The sequence below is a fragment of the Streptomyces sp. GL_148 genome (genome assembly GCF_057834205.1).
In genome coordinates, this window is sequence record NZ_CM174396.1 from 7,934,404 (window position 1) to 7,949,579 (window position 15,176).

General features: G+C 70.9%; 12 protein-coding genes. 7 read left to right on the top strand and 5 right to left on the bottom strand.

Going from position 1 to position 15,176, the window contains the following annotated elements; translation table 11 throughout:
• The first annotated feature begins 71 nt into the window (after positions 1-71).
• Together AC3IYI_RS35795 and AC3IYI_RS35800 are read left to right on the top strand one after the other, a co-directional pair.
• Positions 72-602, top strand: a complete 531-nt coding sequence (locus AC3IYI_RS35795) for a hypothetical protein (RefSeq protein WP_489407592.1) — start codon at positions 72-74, stop codon at positions 600-602.
• A gap of 38 nt (positions 603-640) precedes the next feature.
• On the top strand, positions 641-1,834 hold the full coding sequence (locus tag AC3IYI_RS35800) for an MFS transporter (protein WP_489407593.1): 1,194 nt from the start codon (positions 641-643) through the stop codon (positions 1,832-1,834).
• A gap of 60 nt (positions 1,835-1,894) precedes the next feature.
• On the opposite strand, the gene xdhC is transcribed toward AC3IYI_RS35800, so the two are convergent.
• From xdhC to AC3IYI_RS35815, 3 genes are read right to left on the bottom strand one after another with little or no spacing between them, the layout of a single operon-like run.
• Positions 1,895-2,761 (bottom strand): xanthine dehydrogenase accessory protein XdhC, encoded by an 867-nt coding sequence (xdhC, locus tag AC3IYI_RS35805; protein WP_489411793.1) that lies wholly within the window; start codon positions 2,759-2,761, stop codon positions 1,895-1,897.
• A gap of 1 nt (position 2,762) precedes the next feature.
• Positions 2,763-5,162, bottom strand: a complete 2,400-nt coding sequence (gene xdhB, locus AC3IYI_RS35810; RefSeq protein WP_489407594.1) for a xanthine dehydrogenase molybdopterin binding subunit — start codon at positions 5,160-5,162, stop codon at positions 2,763-2,765.
• Positions 5,159-6,658, bottom strand: a complete 1,500-nt coding sequence (locus tag AC3IYI_RS35815; RefSeq protein WP_489407595.1) for a xanthine dehydrogenase small subunit — start codon at positions 6,656-6,658, stop codon at positions 5,159-5,161. Before AC3IYI_RS35815 ends, xdhB begins: the two co-directional genes overlap by 4 nt.
• A 613-nt stretch (positions 6,659-7,271) precedes the next feature.
• Here AC3IYI_RS35815 and AC3IYI_RS35820 point away from each other — a divergent pair.
• The 3 genes from AC3IYI_RS35820 to AC3IYI_RS35830 all read left to right on the top strand — a co-directional run bounded on the left by AC3IYI_RS35820 (position 7,272) and on the right by AC3IYI_RS35830 (position 11,022).
• Positions 7,272-8,684 (top strand): family 2B encapsulin nanocompartment shell protein, encoded by a 1,413-nt coding sequence (locus AC3IYI_RS35820; RefSeq protein WP_489407596.1) that lies wholly within the window; start codon positions 7,272-7,274, stop codon positions 8,682-8,684.
• 100 nt (positions 8,685-8,784) lie between these two features.
• Positions 8,785-10,110 (top strand): family 2 encapsulin nanocompartment cargo protein terpene cyclase, encoded by a 1,326-nt coding sequence (locus tag AC3IYI_RS35825; protein WP_489407597.1) that lies wholly within the window; start codon positions 8,785-8,787, stop codon positions 10,108-10,110.
• 15 nt (positions 10,111-10,125) lie between these two features.
• The gene (locus AC3IYI_RS35830) at positions 10,126-11,022 is read left to right on the top strand and encodes a geranyl diphosphate 2-C-methyltransferase (protein ID WP_489407598.1); all 897 of its coding nucleotides are present in this window, start codon (positions 10,126-10,128) and stop codon (positions 11,020-11,022) included.
• Positions 11,023-11,131: 109 nt separating this feature from the next.
• On the opposite strand, the gene AC3IYI_RS35835 is transcribed toward AC3IYI_RS35830, so the two are convergent.
• Entirely contained in the window at positions 11,132-11,464 is a 333-nt protein-coding gene (locus AC3IYI_RS35835; protein WP_489407599.1) for a rhodanese-like domain-containing protein, read from the bottom strand.
• Positions 11,465-11,558: 94 nt separating this feature from the next.
• Here AC3IYI_RS35835 and AC3IYI_RS35840 point away from each other — a divergent pair, with 94 nt between their 5' ends.
• Entirely contained in the window at positions 11,559-12,014 is a 456-nt protein-coding gene (locus AC3IYI_RS35840) for a MarR family winged helix-turn-helix transcriptional regulator (protein WP_489407600.1), read from the top strand.
• A gap of 102 nt (positions 12,015-12,116) precedes the next feature.
• Here AC3IYI_RS35840 and AC3IYI_RS35845 read toward each other — a convergent pair whose 3' ends face one another.
• Positions 12,117-12,527, bottom strand: a complete 411-nt coding sequence (locus AC3IYI_RS35845) for a Fur family transcriptional regulator (protein ID WP_243332408.1) — start codon at positions 12,525-12,527, stop codon at positions 12,117-12,119.
• A gap of 331 nt (positions 12,528-12,858) precedes the next feature.
• Between AC3IYI_RS35845 and katG the strand changes: the two genes are divergently transcribed.
• A complete protein-coding gene (gene katG / locus AC3IYI_RS35850) occupies positions 12,859-15,090 on the top strand; it encodes a catalase/peroxidase HPI (protein ID WP_489407601.1) in 2,232 nt (743 codons plus the stop codon).
• The last annotated feature ends 86 nt before the right edge of the window (positions 15,091-15,176 follow it).

A 15,176-nucleotide genomic window follows, 5' to 3' on the forward strand; every position in this document is an offset into this window, starting at 1 on the left:
CAGCCGCATGGGGGAAGCTGGGAAGACCCCGGTGGTGCCGGCGGTGCGCAAAGTGGCAAGGAAGGTCTTCCGTGAACGTTTCCGCAGGTGGCCGCCCCGCACGCGCATCCCGGCGCAAGGTGCGGACGGCGACCTTGCTGTGCACGGTGGCGGCCCTGACGGCCGCCGTGCTCCCGACCTCCGCGGCCTCCTCCGTACACACCGGCGGCGCCGCGTCACACACCGGGGGCGCCGCGTCGTCGGCGCGGACCCCGGATCCACGGGATCCGGTGGTGCTCGTCGACTGCTTCTCGCAGGCGCAGATGCGCCCCGCGGAGTACATCCTCGCCTGTGGCGACGGGAACAACCGGCTCGTCGGCCTCCGGTGGGACAGCTGGGGGCCGGGCAGCGCCACGGCCACCGGCACCGACATGGTGAACGACTGCCGCCCGTACTGCGCGGCCGGCCGCTTCCGCGCCTACCCGGTCACGGTGACGCTGAGTCATCCGCAGACCTGGCCGGAACATCCCGATCTGCGGCGCTTCACCATGATCCGGCTCCTCTACACCGACACCGCACCGGACCCGGTCCCCAAGGACGTGACCTACAAACTGGTGTACTGACGCGAGCCCCGGGCTCCCGCCGGGATACGGTCAGCGGCATGGATCAAGATCGACAAGGGTGGCGCCGGTGCCTGCTGGGCGGGGCGGTCTTCGCCGTCTGCATGGCCGGCACCACGCTGCCGACCCCCCTCTACGGGCTCTACCAGGAGAAGTTCGGCTTCTCCGCGCTGATGGTGACCGTGGTGTACGCCGTGTACGCCTTCGGGGTGATCGGCGTACTGCTGCTGGCGGGCAATGCCTCGGACGCCGTGGGCCGGCGGCCTGTACTGCTGGCGGGGCTGGGTTTCGCCGCGGCGAGCGCCGTCTGCTTCCTGTGCGCCGACGGGATGCCCTGGCTGTACGCGGGACGGCTGCTGTCCGGTCTGTCCGCCGGCCTGTTCACCGGGGCCGCCACGGCGTACGTGATGGAGCTGGCACCGCCCGGCGGCGCCTCGCGGGCCACGTTCGTCGCGACGGCCGCCAACATGGGCGGACTGGGCTGCGGCCCGCTGCTCGCCGGAATCCTCGCGCAGTACGCCTCCTGGCCGCTGTACCTCCCCTTCGTGGTGCACCTCGCGCTCGTGGCGGGCGCGGCCGTCGTCCTGCTGCGGCTTCCGGAGACGGTGCGCGAGCGGCGGCCGCTGAGCACCGTACGACCGCAGAAGCCCGCTCTGCCCCCGCAGGTGCGGGTGGTGTTCGGGCCGGCCGCGACCGCCGCGTTCGTGGGCTTCGCCCTGTTCGGGGTGTTCACCTCCGTCAGCCCGGCGTTCCTCGCGGAGTCCCTGGACGTGCACAACCGGGCCGTGAGCGGGCTGGTGGTCGCCCTGGCCTTCTTCGCCTCCACCGCCGGGCAGTTGGCCGTCGGCCGCGTCGGGGTGGACCGCTCGCTGCCGCTGGGGTGTGTCGTGCTCCTCGCCGGGCTGGCGCTGCTCGCGGGCGCACTGTGGTGGGACCTGCTGGCGCTGGTGGTGCTGAGTGCCCTCGTCAGCGGGCTCGGGCAGGGGCTCGCCTTCCGCGGGGCGCTGTCCGCCGTGGCCGGGGCGGCTCCCGCGGACCAGCGGGCAGCCGTGATCTCCACGCTGTTCCTGGTGGCGTACACGGGCATCTCGCTGCCCGTGATCGGGGTGGGCGTACTGGAGGGCCTCCTCGGGCTGGAGGGCGCGGGACTGGTGTTCATCGCGTGCATGGCGGTGCTCGTCCTGGGCGCGGCCGGCTACCTGCTCAGGCGCCCGGCGCGGGCCGCCGCGCACTGAGCGACGCGCGGGACCGCCCGGCCAGGCCCGGCCGCCGGCGGCGCGTGCGCCCGCGAGGACTCACGCGCCGCCGGCGACCGTCGGGTACGCCACGTCGGCGATGGTGTTCGGGACCGCCCACTGGCGGTCCTGTTCGAAGGTGCGGAGCAGGTCCGCCGCGACGCTCACCGCGATCGTGGCGGGCTCCTTGCCCGTGATCTCGGTCAATCCGATCGGGGTCGTGATCCGGTCGATGGTGCCGGCGTCGTGACCGCCCTCGGTGGCCAGGCGCTGCCGGAACCGCGCCCACTTCGCGGACGAGCCGATCAGACCGATCGAGCCGAGACCGTCGGTGCGCAGGGCGGCGTCGCACAGTGCGGCGTCCTCGGCGTGATCGTGCGTCATGATCAGGACGTGGGTGCCGGGCGGCAACTCCCCGAGCACCGTCTCCGGCAGCAGCGGGGTGTGGTGGACGTGGACCTGCGCCACCGCGTCGATGAGCACACCGAGCCGCTCGTCGGCGAGCATGTCGGGGCGGCTGTCGACGAGGTGCAGGTCGAGGTCCTGGCGGGCCAGGATGCGCGCCAGTTCCAGCCCGACGTGCCCGACGCCGAAGACGGCCACCGCCTGGACCACCGGCAGCGGTTCGAGCAGCACGGTGACGGCTCCTCCGCAGCACTGCACGCCGTGCCGGCCGGTGACCTTGTCGTTCAGGGCGAACTCCATCAGCTCCGGCTCCTGATCGGCCGCGCCGCACAGCTCGCGCGCCCGGTCGATGGCGACGGCCTCGATGTTGCCGCCGCCGATCGACCCCCAGGTCTCGGTCCGTCCCACGACGAGCTTGGCACCGGCCCGGCGGGGCGCGTGGCCGCGCACGGCCGCGACGGTCACGAGCACGCCGGGTTCCCGGCGTGCCCGCAACCGCGCGACCGCGGCGACCCAACTCATGTCAGACATTGCTCAATGCGCTTGCGTCGGCGAGGACTCCGCTGCCGTCGGCCGGCTGCCCGTCGCGGAACGCAATGCCGTTGCGGGCTCCTTCGATCGCCCAGTACACCGCCTCCGGCGTGGCCGGCGAGGCCAGCTCCACGCTGATTCCCGCGGGCCCGAACTCCGCGGCCGCCTGCCGCAGGGCTTCGCGCACCGAGAAGGCCAGCATCAGCGGGGGCTCACCGACCGCCTTGGACCCGTAGACCGCGCCCTCCTCGGTGGCGTTCTCCATCAGCCTGACGTTGAACTCCTCGGGCATCTCCGAGAAGCTCGGCAGCTTGTAGGTGCTCGCGGCCTGGGTCAGCAGGCGGCCGCGGTTCGGGCCGTCGCCGGAGTCCCAGCGCATGTCCTCCAGCGTCAGCCAGCCCGCGCCCTGCACGAAACCGCCCTCGACCTGACCGATGTCGATCATCGGGGAGAGGCTGTCGCCGACATCGTGGACGATGTCCACCCGCCGGATCCGGTACGCGCCGGTGAAGCCGTCCACTTCCACCTCGGTCGCGGCCGCCCCGTAGGAGAAGTACTTGAACGGCGAGCCGTGGAACGCCTTCGCGTCCCAGTGCAGGCCCTCGGTCCGGTAGAAACCGGCCGCGGAGAGCTGGACCCGCTGGAAGTACGCGGTGCGCACCAGGTCGTCCCAGGCCAGTTCCCCGTCGTTGCCGAGGGCGCGCGCGACGCCTTCGACGATGCGCACGTCCGAGGCGTTCGTACCCAGCTGCGTGCCGGCCACCTGGAGCAGCCGCTCGCGGATCTGCTCGCAGGCGTTCTTGACCGCCGCGCCGTTGAGGTCCGCCCCCGCACTGGCGGCGGTCGCCGAGGTGTTGGGCACCTTGTCGGTGCGCGTCGGGGCCAGCCGTACCTTGTGCAGCGGGATGCCGAGCGTGGTCGCGGCAACCTGCAGCATCTTGGTGTGCAGGCCCTGCCCCATCTCGGTGCCGCCGTGGTTGATCAGGACGGAGCCGTCCTTGTAGACCAGCACCAGTGCACCGGCCTGGTTGAAGGCGGTGAGGTTGAAGGAGATGCCGAACTTGATCCCGGTCATCGCGAGCGCCCGCTTGGTGTGCGGGTGCGAGGCGTTGAAGGCCGCGATCTCGCGCCCCCGATCGGCCAGGGCCGCGTCGTCCCGGACCTGCTGCCAGATGGCGGAGATCCGCTCGGGGTGGGGGACGGGCTGCCCGTACGGCGTCGACTGTCCCTGCCGGTAGAAGTTGCGCTCGCGCAGCTCCATCGGATCCAGGCCGAGCAGCGGCGCGCACCGGCCCATGATGTCCTCGATCACCAGCATGCCCTGGGGTCCGCCGAAACCGCGGAAGGCCGTGTTGGAGACCTTGTTGGTCTTGGCGATGCGGCCGGCGATGCGCGCGTTGGGAATCCAGTAGGTGTTGTCGATGTGGCACAGCGCGCGGGCGACCACGGGCTCGGACAGGTCCAGGCTCCAGCCGCCGTCGGCGGTCAGGGTGGCGTCCAGGGCCTGGATGCGGCCCTCGGCGTCGAAGCCGATCTTCCACGTGGCGTGGAACCCGTGGCGCTTGCCCGACATGGTCAGGTCCTGCGTCCGGTTGAGCCGTACCCGGACCGGCCGGCCGGTGAGCTTGGCGCCGAGCGCGGCGATGGCCGCGAACCCGTGCGGCTGCATCTCCTTGCCGCCGAAACCGCCGCCCATCCGCAGACACTGCACGGTCACCTCGTGGCTGTGCAGGCCGAGTACGTGGGCGACGATCTCCTGGGTCTCCGAGGGGTGCTGGGTGCTGCTCTGGACGAACATCTGCCCGTTCTCGTCGACGAGAGCGAGCGCCGCGTGCGTTTCCAGATAGAAGTGCTCCTGGTCGGAGAACTGGAACTCGCCGGTGAACACGTGCGCGGAGTCCTCGAAGCCGGCGTCGACGTCGCCGGTCACCATCAGGGGCCGGGCGCCGTGGAAGCTCTCGGTCTCGATCGCTTCCCGCAGGGTGATCACGGACGGTTCCTCGTCGAGTTCCACCTCGACGGCCGCCGCACCGAGCCGGGCCGCCTCCACGCTCTCGCCCAGCACCCAGGCGACCGCGTGGCCGTGGAACATGACGGAGTCCGGGAACAGCGGTTCGTCGTGCTTCATTCCGGCGTCGTTGACGCCGGGCACGTCGGCGCCGGTCAGTACGCGGACCACACCGGGCACGGCGAGCGCCGGCTCGGTGCGCAGCGCCGTGATCCGGCCGTGGGCCTTCATGACCTGGACCGGGTAGGCGTGCAGGACGTCCTTGGTGCGGTGGACCAGGTCGTCGGTGTAGAGCGCCGCACCGGTGACGTGCAGGTTCGCGCTCTCGTGCGGCATCGAAACCCCGACGACGGGCTTTTCGGGACGCTGGGACAACTGGCTCATGACGACACCGCCTCGGTGGTTTGCGCGTACAGCTTGTTCAGGCTCTGGCCGAGCATCGCGGAGCGGTAGAGGGCGCTGGCGCGGTGGTCGTCCATCGGGGTGCCCTCGGCCCGCAGGATCCGGGCCGCGGCCTCGACGGTCTGTGCCGTCCAGGCGTTGCCCTCCAGGGCCGCCTCGGTGGTGAGGGCGCGGATCGGGGTGGCGGCCACGCCGCCCAGGCCGATGCGCGCCTTGCGGACGATCCCGTCCTCGATGTCCAGGGCGAAGGCGACCGCGACGCTGGAGATGTCGTCGAAGCGCCGCTTGGCGATCTTGTGGAAGGCCGTGACGGGCGACAGCGGCAGCGGGATGCGCACCGCGCGGATCAGCTCGCCGGGACGGCGCACGCTCTGCCGGTAGCCGGTGAAGTACTCGGCCAGGGGGACCTCGCGCTCGCCGTCGGCGCCGGCCAGCAGCAGCGAGGCCTCCAGCGCGAGCAGCACCGGCGGGCTGTCACCGATGGGGGAGCCGGTACCCAGGTTGCCGCCGAGGGTCGCGCTGTTGCGGATGAGCCGGGACGCGAACTGCGGGAACAGCTCCGCCAGGAGCGGGACGCTGCCGTCGAGCCGGCGTTCGATCTCGGTGAGCGTCTGCGCCGCCCCGATCTCGATGTGACCGGATTCGACGCGCAGCTCCCGCAGTTCGGGCAGCCGGTCGACCGCGACCACACAAGGGGCCCGGCGGGACCGGATGTTCACCTCCACCCCCCAGTCGGTGCTGCCGGCGACCACCACCGCCTCGGGCCGCTCTCGCAGCAGCCGCACCGTCTCCGCGAGGGAGGCCGGGCGCAGGAACGCACTGTCGTCCTGGGTGTATTCGGTGGTGGCGGCCTCGGGCGGGGACTGCTCGCGTCGCTGCGCCAGCACGTCGTCCTCGGCGGGCGAACCGACGGCGAAGGCGGCATCGCGGATCGGGCGGTAACCGGTGCAGCGGCACAGGTTACCGCTCAGCGCGTGCAGGTCGAAACCGTTCGGGCCGTGCTCGGAGTCGGCGTGGCCGACCGGGTCCGCAGCCGGGTCCGCAGCCTGGTCCGCGGTCGAGTCCGCATGGGCGCAGCGGTCGGGCCGGTAGTACTCGGAGGCCATGCTGCAGATGAACCCCGGTGTGCAGTAACCGCATTGGGAGCCGCCGCGGACGGCCATCTCCTCCTGCACGGGGTGCAGCGCGGTGGGCGCGCCGGACGCGTCGACGGTGGCGAGGCCTTCGGAGGTGACGACCTCCTGCCCGTCGAGCGCCGCGACCGGAACGAGGCAGGCGTTGACCGCCACCCAGTCGGTGGGCTTGTTCACCCCGGGCCGGGCCACGAGCACCGAACAGGCGCCGCATTCACCCTCGGCGCAGCCCTCTTTGGTGCCGGTGAGGCCGCGGTCGCGCAGGAAATCCAGCACCGAGGTGTGGGCTGCGGCCGGAGAGATCGGTGTTTCTTTCCCGTTGACGGTGATCCGCGCCGCTACCACGGGAGGTCCCCGTTCCGGGGCGCGGTCGATCGGACTGTCCTAGTCGCCATGTGCAGGAGCTTTCTCGTTCAGTGGTCGCAGCTCGATGACCCGGAGCGCGACAAATCGGCACGCAAAGAGGCGCCGTACGTGGTGGCAGGGTGATGACAGACTGATGGAAAATTTCCGGGGCCGCGATGGGGCACGCCGGGAAAGGGGCTGTTCAGCAGCCGTGTGCTACCCGACCCGGAGCCCAGGCGGTCTGGTGTGCGAGGCGAAGCGGTACGGAGATGGTCGACATCCGGCTTCGCCTCCTTCCAGTGGCTCTCGAGTAGGTTCGGTCGAAGTTACGTGCCGAGGATTGATCGGTCAAGCACATCTTGGTGGATTCGACGAAGGCCGGCGACATCGAGGCGCCCTGAGGGCGACGGACAGGGCGGGGCAGCCTCGCGGACCCGGCTGGAAACCATCGGTCCGCCAAACAAACCCCGAGCGGGACAAGATCACTAGAACGAAGCAACGGCAACGTTTTTTCATGGGTGGGCCGGTATCTCCGCCGTTACGGTTCCCCGGGATCTGGACGGACGCCCAGACGTTCGCCTTCCTTTCCCGCTGATGAAGGAGAGCTCGACCGATGACTGTTGACACCAGCCCGGAAGCACAGCTGGATCCGCCCAAGCAGTCCAGCCTGGGCACGTCGGCCGCCCGCAACCTTGCCACCACGACCAAGTCCGCCCCGCAGATGCAGGAGATCACCTCCCGCTGGCTGCTGAGGATGCTCCCCTGGGTCGAGACCAAGGGCGGCGCCTACCGGGTGAACCGCCGGCTGAGCTACACCGTCGGCGACGGGAGCATCGAGTTCGTCCAGGACGGTGCCCGCGTCCAGGTGATCCCGCGCGAGCTCGGCGAACTGGCCCTGCTGCGCGGCTTCGACGACGAGGAAGTACTGGCGGCGATCGCCGGCCGCTGCGTCCAGCGCGATTTCCGGGCCGGTGAGGTGCTGGTCGAGCGGGGTGCTCCGGCCGAGCAGATCCACCTGATCGCCCACGGCCGGATCAGCCAGACCTCCGCGGGCAAGTACGGCGACGAGATCTCCGTCGCGGTACTCGCCGACGGCGACCGGTTCGGCGAGAACGCCCTGCTGGACTCCGACGCCCGGTGGGACTACACCGCCACCGCCGAGACCCCCGGCACCCTGCTCACGCTCTCCCGCGCCGACTTCGCCGGGATCCTGTCCGGGGCGCCGCACCTCCAGGAGCACATCGAGCGGTTCAGCTCGCTGCCCCTGCAGCGGCAGAACAAGCACGGCGAGGCCGAGATCGCGATGTCGGCCGGCCACACCGGCGAGGCCGAACTGCCCGGCACGTTCGTCGACTATGAATCCAAGCCGCGCGAGTACGAACTCTCCATCGCCCAGACCGTCCTGCGGGTCCACACGAGGGTCGCCGACCTCTACAACGGTCCGATGAACCAGACCGAGGAGCAACTCAGGCTCACCATCGAGGCGTTGCGCGAGCGCCAGGAACACGAGCTGGTGAACAACCGGGAGTTCGGCCTGCTGCACAACGCCGCCTTCAAGCAGCGGATCCAGACCCACTCCGGCCCGCCCACCCCGGACGACATGGACGAGCTGCTCTGCCGCCGCCGCGGCACCAAGCTCTTCCTCGCCCACCCCCGCACGATCGCGGCGATCGGCCGCGAGATGAACGCCCGCGGGCTCTACCCGGACCACGTGGACGTGGGCGGACAGCAGGTCCCGGCCTGGCGCGGGGTCCCGATCCTGCCCTGCAACAAGATCCCCATCACCAAGGAAAACACCAGTTCGATCCTCGCCATGCGCACCGGTGAGGACAACCAGGGCGTCATCGGGCTGCGCCAGACCGGCCTGCCGGAGGAGTACGAGCCGGGCCTGTCGGTCCGCTTCATGGGCATCGACGAGAAGTCGATCATTTCCTACCTGGTCACCACCTACTACTCCGCCGCCATCCTGGTGCCCGACGCGCTCGGAGTCCTGGAGAACGTGCAGATCGCCCGCCGGAGCGACTGACCGGCCGGAGGCCCCGTACGACGACAGCCCGGACCCTCTAGGGGGTGTCTTGCGCGCCCGGGATCCGGGACGGACCACCCACCTCACCAAGGAGTCACGGATGCCCGAGCCCGGGCCTTCCCCTCTGCAGTCGAGCCTGCCCGGCGCCGCGGCCCAGTTCGGGGCCCACGTCCTCGGCAGCGCCCAGGCCCACGCGTCCGGCGGCCTGCCGGGCCTGCCCGCACTGCCGGGCCTGCCCGCAGGGCCCGGCCTGTCCTTCCCGCCGCCATCAGCAGCCCCGCCCACCACGGCAAGTACGCCCGCCCCGCCCGCCCCGCCGGCCCCCAGCGCCGCCCTCCTGCGGCTCCTGGGCGGACCCAGCGGCCTGGGCACGGCGGGCCTGCACCCGGCCCGCCGGGAGGGAGCCCCCGCGCCCGCGGCGGCTCCGGAGCCCGGGGCGCCGGCGGCCGGAAACCCGATCCCGGGCCTCTACTACCACCCCGTGCCGGAGCCCGACCCGGTGCGGGTGGAGGAGGTCGGCCGGCGGATCAAGGCCTGGGCGGTGGACGAGGTCGATCTGTTCCCCGACGCCTGGGAGAACCAGTTCGACGGCTTCCACATCGGCCGCTACATGGTGGCCTGCCACCCGGACGCCCCCACCGTCGAGCACCTGATGGTCGCCGCCCGGCTGATGGTCGCCGAGAACGCGGTCGACGACTACTACTGCGAGGACCACGGCGGCTCGCCCATCGGCCTCGGCGGACGCCTTCTGCTGGCGCACACCGCCATCGACCCCCTCCACACGACGAATGAGTACGAGCCGCAGTGGGCGCGGTCGCTCCAGTCCGACGCGCCCCGGCGCGCCTACAGCTCCGCCATGGAGTACTTCCTCGCGCAGGCCAGTACCTCGCAGGCGGACCGCTACCGGCACGACATGGCCCGGCTGCACCTCGGGTACCTCGCCGAGGCGGCCTGGAGCCAGACCGAGTACGTCCCCGAGGTGTGGGAGTACCTGGCCATGCGGCAGTTCAACAACTTCCGCCCCTGCCCCACCATCACCGACACCGTCGGCGGGTACGAACTCCCGGCCGATCTGCACGCCCAGGCGCCGATGCAACGGGTCATCTCACTCGCCGGGAACGCCGCCACCATCGTCAACGACCTGTACTCCTACACCAAGGAACTCGCCGCCCCCGGGCGGCACATGAACCTTCCCGTGGTGATCGCCGACCGGGAGGGGACCTCCGACCAGGAGGGTTACCTGAAGGCGGTCGAGGTCCACAACGACCTCATGCACGCCTTCGAAGCGGAGGCCGCCGCCCTGGCCGCGGCCTGCCCCGTCCCGAGCGTGCTGCGCTTCCTGCGGGGAGTCGCCGTCTGGGTCGACGGCAACCACTACTGGCACCAGACCAATACCTATCGCTACAGCCTGCCCGACTTCTGGTAAGGACGGACTTCATTCGTGACCAGCATTGATCTGACCACCAGCTCCAACGGCACCACCCCGGCCTCCGTGATCATTCCGGGGCCGGCGACCCCCTACCAGGGGGACATCGCCCGCTACTGGAACAACGAGGCCAGGCCCGTGAACCTGCGCCTCGGCGACGTGGACGGCCTCTACCACCACCACTACGGCATCGGCGACGTCGACCACTCCGCCCTCGGCGACGCCGGCGACGGCGCGTACGAGAAGAAGCTCGTCGCCGAGCTCCACCGGCTGGAGTCGGCGCAGGCCGAACTCCTCCTGGACCACCTCGGCCCCGTCGGCCGCGAGGACACCCTCGTGGACGCCGGCTGCGGCCGTGGCGGCTCGATGGTCATGGCCCACCAGCGCTTCGGCTGCAAGGTCGAGGGCGTCACCCTGTCCGCCAAGCAGGCCGACTTCGCCAACCAGCGCGCCCGCGAGCTCGGCATCGACGACCACGTCCGGGCCCGCGTCTGCAACATGCTCGGCACGCCCTTCGAGACCGGGCGGGCCACGGCGTCCTGGAACAACGAGTCGAGCATGTACGTCGACCTGGACGACCTCTTCGCCGAGCACTCCCGCGTCCTGAAGGTCGGCGGCCGGTACGTGACCATCACCGGCTGCTGGAACCCGCGTTACGGCCAGCCCTCGAAGTGGGTCTCCCAGATCAACGCGCACTTCGAGTGCAACATCCACTCCCGCCGGGAGTACCTGCGGGCCATGGCGGACAACCGGCTCGTGCCGCAGGCCGTCATCGACCTGACCCCGGCGACGCTGCCCTACTGGGAGCTGCGGGCCACGTCCTCGCTGGTCACCGGTATCGAGGAGGCGTTCATCGAGTCCTACAAGGACGGCTCCTTCCAGTACCTCCTGATCGCAGCCGACCGCGTCTGACGGCCGACGCCGGTGCCGGGCCCGCCAACAGGCGGGCCCGGCACACCGGTTTGCCCTCAGGGCGGCAACCGTGCGGCCCGACGGGCCGCGGTGACGTCCCGGGCGCCGCTCAGGCTCCGGACTCCGTCGGGAGGCCGCCCCCGATCCAGTCCTCCTTGCCGTCCTTGTACGTGAAGACCTTCGAGTAGCCGAGCTCCGCGAGCCGCTCGGCCGCGATCCCCGAGTTGGAGCAGGTCGTACCGGTGCAGTAGACGATGACCTCGGCGTCCTTGTCGGGCAGCAGGCCGGGGGCCAGTGCGTCGACGTCGTCGAGGGGGAGGAGCAGCGCCCCCGGCAGGTGCGCCTCCTTGTAGTACTGCTCCGGCAGGGCCTCGACGACCGAGGCCTTACCGCCGTCGAGCTTCTGCTTGACCTCGTCGCGGGAGAGGTTTTGAACCGCCATGGAGCCAGCCTCCGAAAATCAGGGACCAATAAGTGCGTACGCACGCACCTTAACAAGTGTGTGCGGGCGCACGCAATGGGGGTAGGATCGCGGTGTGAACGGACAGGACGATCGACTCGAGGCGTGGCGGGCGATGCTCCTCGCGCACAACACCGCGGTGCGCGCCATCGAGAGCGACGTGCAGCGCGACGGCCGGATCCCCTTGACGTGGTACGACGTGCTGCTCGAGCTCAAGGCGGCCGGAGAGCACGGGCTGCGGATGCAGGAAGTGGCCAACCGGGTGGTCCTGAGCCGCACCCGGGTCAGCCGCCTGATCGACGAGATGGTGCGCGCCGGCCTGGTCGAGAAACTGCCCGACCCCCACGACAAGCGGGCGTCCTGGGCCGTCATCACCCCACAGGGGGCCGAGGCCCATCGGGCGACGGCCCCGGTCTACATGCGGAGCATCCAGAAGCACTTCTCCGCGCACCTCACCGAGGCGGACGCCGCCGTGATCGCCCGGGCGCTGTTCAAGGTCGCCCGGCCCGACACCGACGTCCAGCTCGGCTGACGTCCGGCTCGGCTGACGTCCACTTCGCGTACCGTGCGCGCGAACCCGTAGGGGCGCATTCGGGCCGGGCCCGCCGCCCCGTGCGGCGGGCCCGGCCCCGTCTCATGCGCAGGAGGCGCAGAGCCCCCGGTAGGTGACCTCGACCCCGGACACCATGAAGCCGAACCGCTGCTCCGCGGGCAGGCCGGCCAGCGGATCGCCGGTGGGGTGGACGTCGCGGATCAGTCCGCAGCCGGAACACACCAGGTGCTGGTGCGGGTGGTGCGCGTTGGGGTCGTACCGTTTGGCCCGGCCGTCGGTGGTGACCTCCAGGACCTCGCCGAGGGAGACCAGCTCGCCCAGGGCGTTGTAGACGGTGGCCCGGGAGATCTCCGGCAACCGCTCCACCGCGCGGGCGTGCACCTCGTCGGCCGTGAGGTGCACGTGGTCACCGTCGAGCACCTCCGCGACCACGCGCCGCTGGGAGGTCATCCGCCAGCCACGCTCGCGCAGCCGCTCCAGCAGGTCACTCATATCGGCTCACCGTTTTCGAGTTCGGCGGGGCAGGTTGGCGGGATCCCCCGGAATTTACCGCCCACAGTCTGGAATCCGACTGGATACGGGCTTGGTGTCGTTCTTGACTTGGATTCCGTCCATCGTAGGATCAGTTGTGTTGATAGCCAAGGGACAGGAACGGTCCGGAGCAGCGCGAGGCTGGACGTGAGACCGTCCGCGACGGTGACCGCCCGGCGTCAGGACGACCGTGAAACCGGGGCCCGCTGCCGGGTACCCGTGCCCCGAAATGTTCCATCGCATGCAGTTCCTGATCACCGTGACCGCCTGGTCCGGTCCGGAAGGATTCCCCATGTCTGAGAACCACGATGCAATTGTCACGGATGCGAAGGCCGAGGGCGGCGCCGGCTGCCCGGTCGCGCACGAGCGGGCTCCGCACCCGACCCAGGGCGGCGGAAACCGCCAGTGGTGGCCGGATCGGCTCAACCTGAAGATCCTCGCCAAGAACCCCGCCGTGGCCAACCCCCTCGGCGAGGAGTTCGACTACGCCGCGGCGTTCAACACGCTCGACCTTCCGGCGGTCAAGCGGGACATCGCCGAGGTGCTCACCACCTCGAAGGACTGGTGGCCCGCCGACTTCGGCCACTACGGCCCGTTCATGATCCGCATGGCGTGGCACAGTGCCGGCACCTACCGCATCAGCGACGGCCGCGGCGGCGCCGGAGCCGGCCAGCAGCGCTTCGCCCCCCTCAACAGCTGGCCGGACAACGGCAACCTCGACAAGGCCCGCCGCCTGCTGTGGCCGGTCAAGAAGAAGTACGGCCAGAGCCTGTCCTGGGCCGACCTCATGATCCTCACCGGCAACGTCGCCCTGGAGTCGATGGGCTTCGAGACCTTCGGCTTCGGCGGCGGCCGCGCAGACGTCTGGGAGCCGGACGAGGACGTCTACTGGGGTCCCGAGACCACCTGGCTCGACGACGAGCGCTACACCGGCGACCGCGAGCTGGAAAACCCCCTCGGCGCCGTCCAGATGGGCCTCATCTACGTCAACCCGGAGGGCCCCAACGGCACCCCGGACCCGATCGCCGCGGCGCGCGACATCCGCGAGACGTTCCGCCGGATGGCGATGAACGACGAGGAGACCGTCGCCCTGATCGCGGGCGGCCACACCTTCGGCAAGACCCACGGCGCGGGCCCGGCGGAGAGCGTCGGCGACGACCCCGAGGCCGCCCCGATCGAGGCGCAGGGCCTGGGCTGGGCCAACTCCTTCGGTACCGGCAAGGGCGGCGACGCCATCACCAGTGGCCTGGAGGGGATCTGGACGAACACCCCGATCGCCTGGGACAACACCTTCTTCGACATCCTCTTCGGCTACGAGTGGGAGCTGTTCAAGAGCCCCGCCGGCGCCCACCAGTGGCGGCCGAAGGCCGGCGCCGGGGCGGGCACCGTACCCGACGCGCACGACCCGTCGAAGAGCCACGCCCCGACGATGCTCACGACCGACCTCTCGCTGCGCATCGACCCGGCCTACGAGCAGATCTCGCGGCGCTTCCACGAGAACCCGGCCGAGTTCGCGGACGCCTTCGCGCGCGCCTGGTACAAGCTGACCCACCGCGACATGGGCCCGGTCGTCCGCTACCTCGGCCCCGAGGTCCCCTCCGAGACGCTGCTGTGGCAGGACCCGCTCCCCGCGCTGACCCACTCCCTCGTGGACGACGGGGACGTCACCGCCCTCAAGGCCAAGGTCCTCGCCTCGGACCTCTCGGTGTCCCAGCTCGTCTCCACCGCCTGGGCCGCGGCCTCTTCCTTCCGCGGCAGCGACAAGCGCGGCGGCGCCAACGGCGCCCGCATCCGCCTCCAGCCGCAGAGCGGGTGGGAGGTCAACAACCCCGACGAACTGGCGACGGTACTGCGCACGCTCGAGGGGATCCGAGAGTCCTTCAACTCGGCCCAGAGCGGCGGCAAGCAGATCTCGCTGGCCGACCTGATCGTCCTCGCGGGCGGCGCCGGCGTCGAGCAGGCCGCCAAGGACGCCGGGGTCGAGATCCGGGTGCCGTTCGCGCCGGGACGCGTGGACGCCTCGCAGGAGCAGACCGACGTGGAGTCGTTCGCCGCGCTGGAGCCGGTCGCCGACGGGTTCCGCAACTACCTCGGCAAGGGCAACCGCCTGCCGGCCGAGTACCTGCTGCTCGACAAGGCGAACCTGCTGAACCTCAGCGCCCCCGAGACGACCGTCCTCGTGGGCGGCCTGCGGGTGCTCGGGGCGAACCACCAGCAGTCGCCGCTCGGCGTCCTCACCGCCACCCCCGGGTCCCTCACCAACGACTTCTTCGTCAACCTGCTCGACCTGGGGACGACCTGGAAGCCGACCTCCGAGGACGCGAACACCTTCGAGGCCCGCGACGACGCCACGGGCAAGGTCAAGTGGACCGGCAGCCGGGTCGACCTGGTCTTCGGGTCGAACTCCGAGCTGCGCGCGCTCGCGGAGGTCTACGCGAGCGACGACGCGAAGGAGAAGTTCGTCAAGGACTTCGTCGCCGCCTGGGACAAGGTGATGAACCTGGACCGGTTCGACCTCGTCTGATCCCGGCGCCCGGGCCGGCCGGCCGTGACCGGCGGCCGGCCCGGGGCCGTGTTTCACCCGGACGGCGGAGCATCGGAAGCCGCGCG

Excerpts from the sequence above, each read along its gene's own strand:
- AC3IYI_RS35820 (WP_489407596.1), top strand. The coding sequence starts at position 7,272 with ATGACTGTTGACACCAGCCCGGAAGCACAGCTGGATCCGCCCAAGCAG.
- AC3IYI_RS35845 (WP_243332408.1), bottom strand. The coding sequence starts at position 12,527 with ATGAGTGACCTGCTGGAGCGGCTGCGCGAGCGTGGCTGGCGGATGACC.
- xdhB (WP_489407594.1), bottom strand. The coding sequence starts at position 5,162 with ATGAGCCAGTTGTCCCAGCGTCCCGAAAAGCCCGTCGTCGGGGTTTCG.
- AC3IYI_RS35835 (WP_489407599.1), bottom strand. The coding sequence starts at position 11,464 with ATGGCGGTTCAAAACCTCTCCCGCGACGAGGTCAAGCAGAAGCTCGAC.
- xdhC (WP_489411793.1), bottom strand. The coding sequence starts at position 2,761 with ATGAGTTGGGTCGCCGCGGTCGCGCGGTTGCGGGCACGCCGGGAACCC.
- AC3IYI_RS35800 (WP_489407593.1), top strand. The coding sequence starts at position 641 with ATGGATCAAGATCGACAAGGGTGGCGCCGGTGCCTGCTGGGCGGGGCG.
- AC3IYI_RS35825 (WP_489407597.1), top strand. The coding sequence starts at position 8,785 with ATGCCCGAGCCCGGGCCTTCCCCTCTGCAGTCGAGCCTGCCCGGCGCC.
- katG (WP_489407601.1), top strand. The coding sequence starts at position 12,859 with ATGTCTGAGAACCACGATGCAATTGTCACGGATGCGAAGGCCGAGGGC.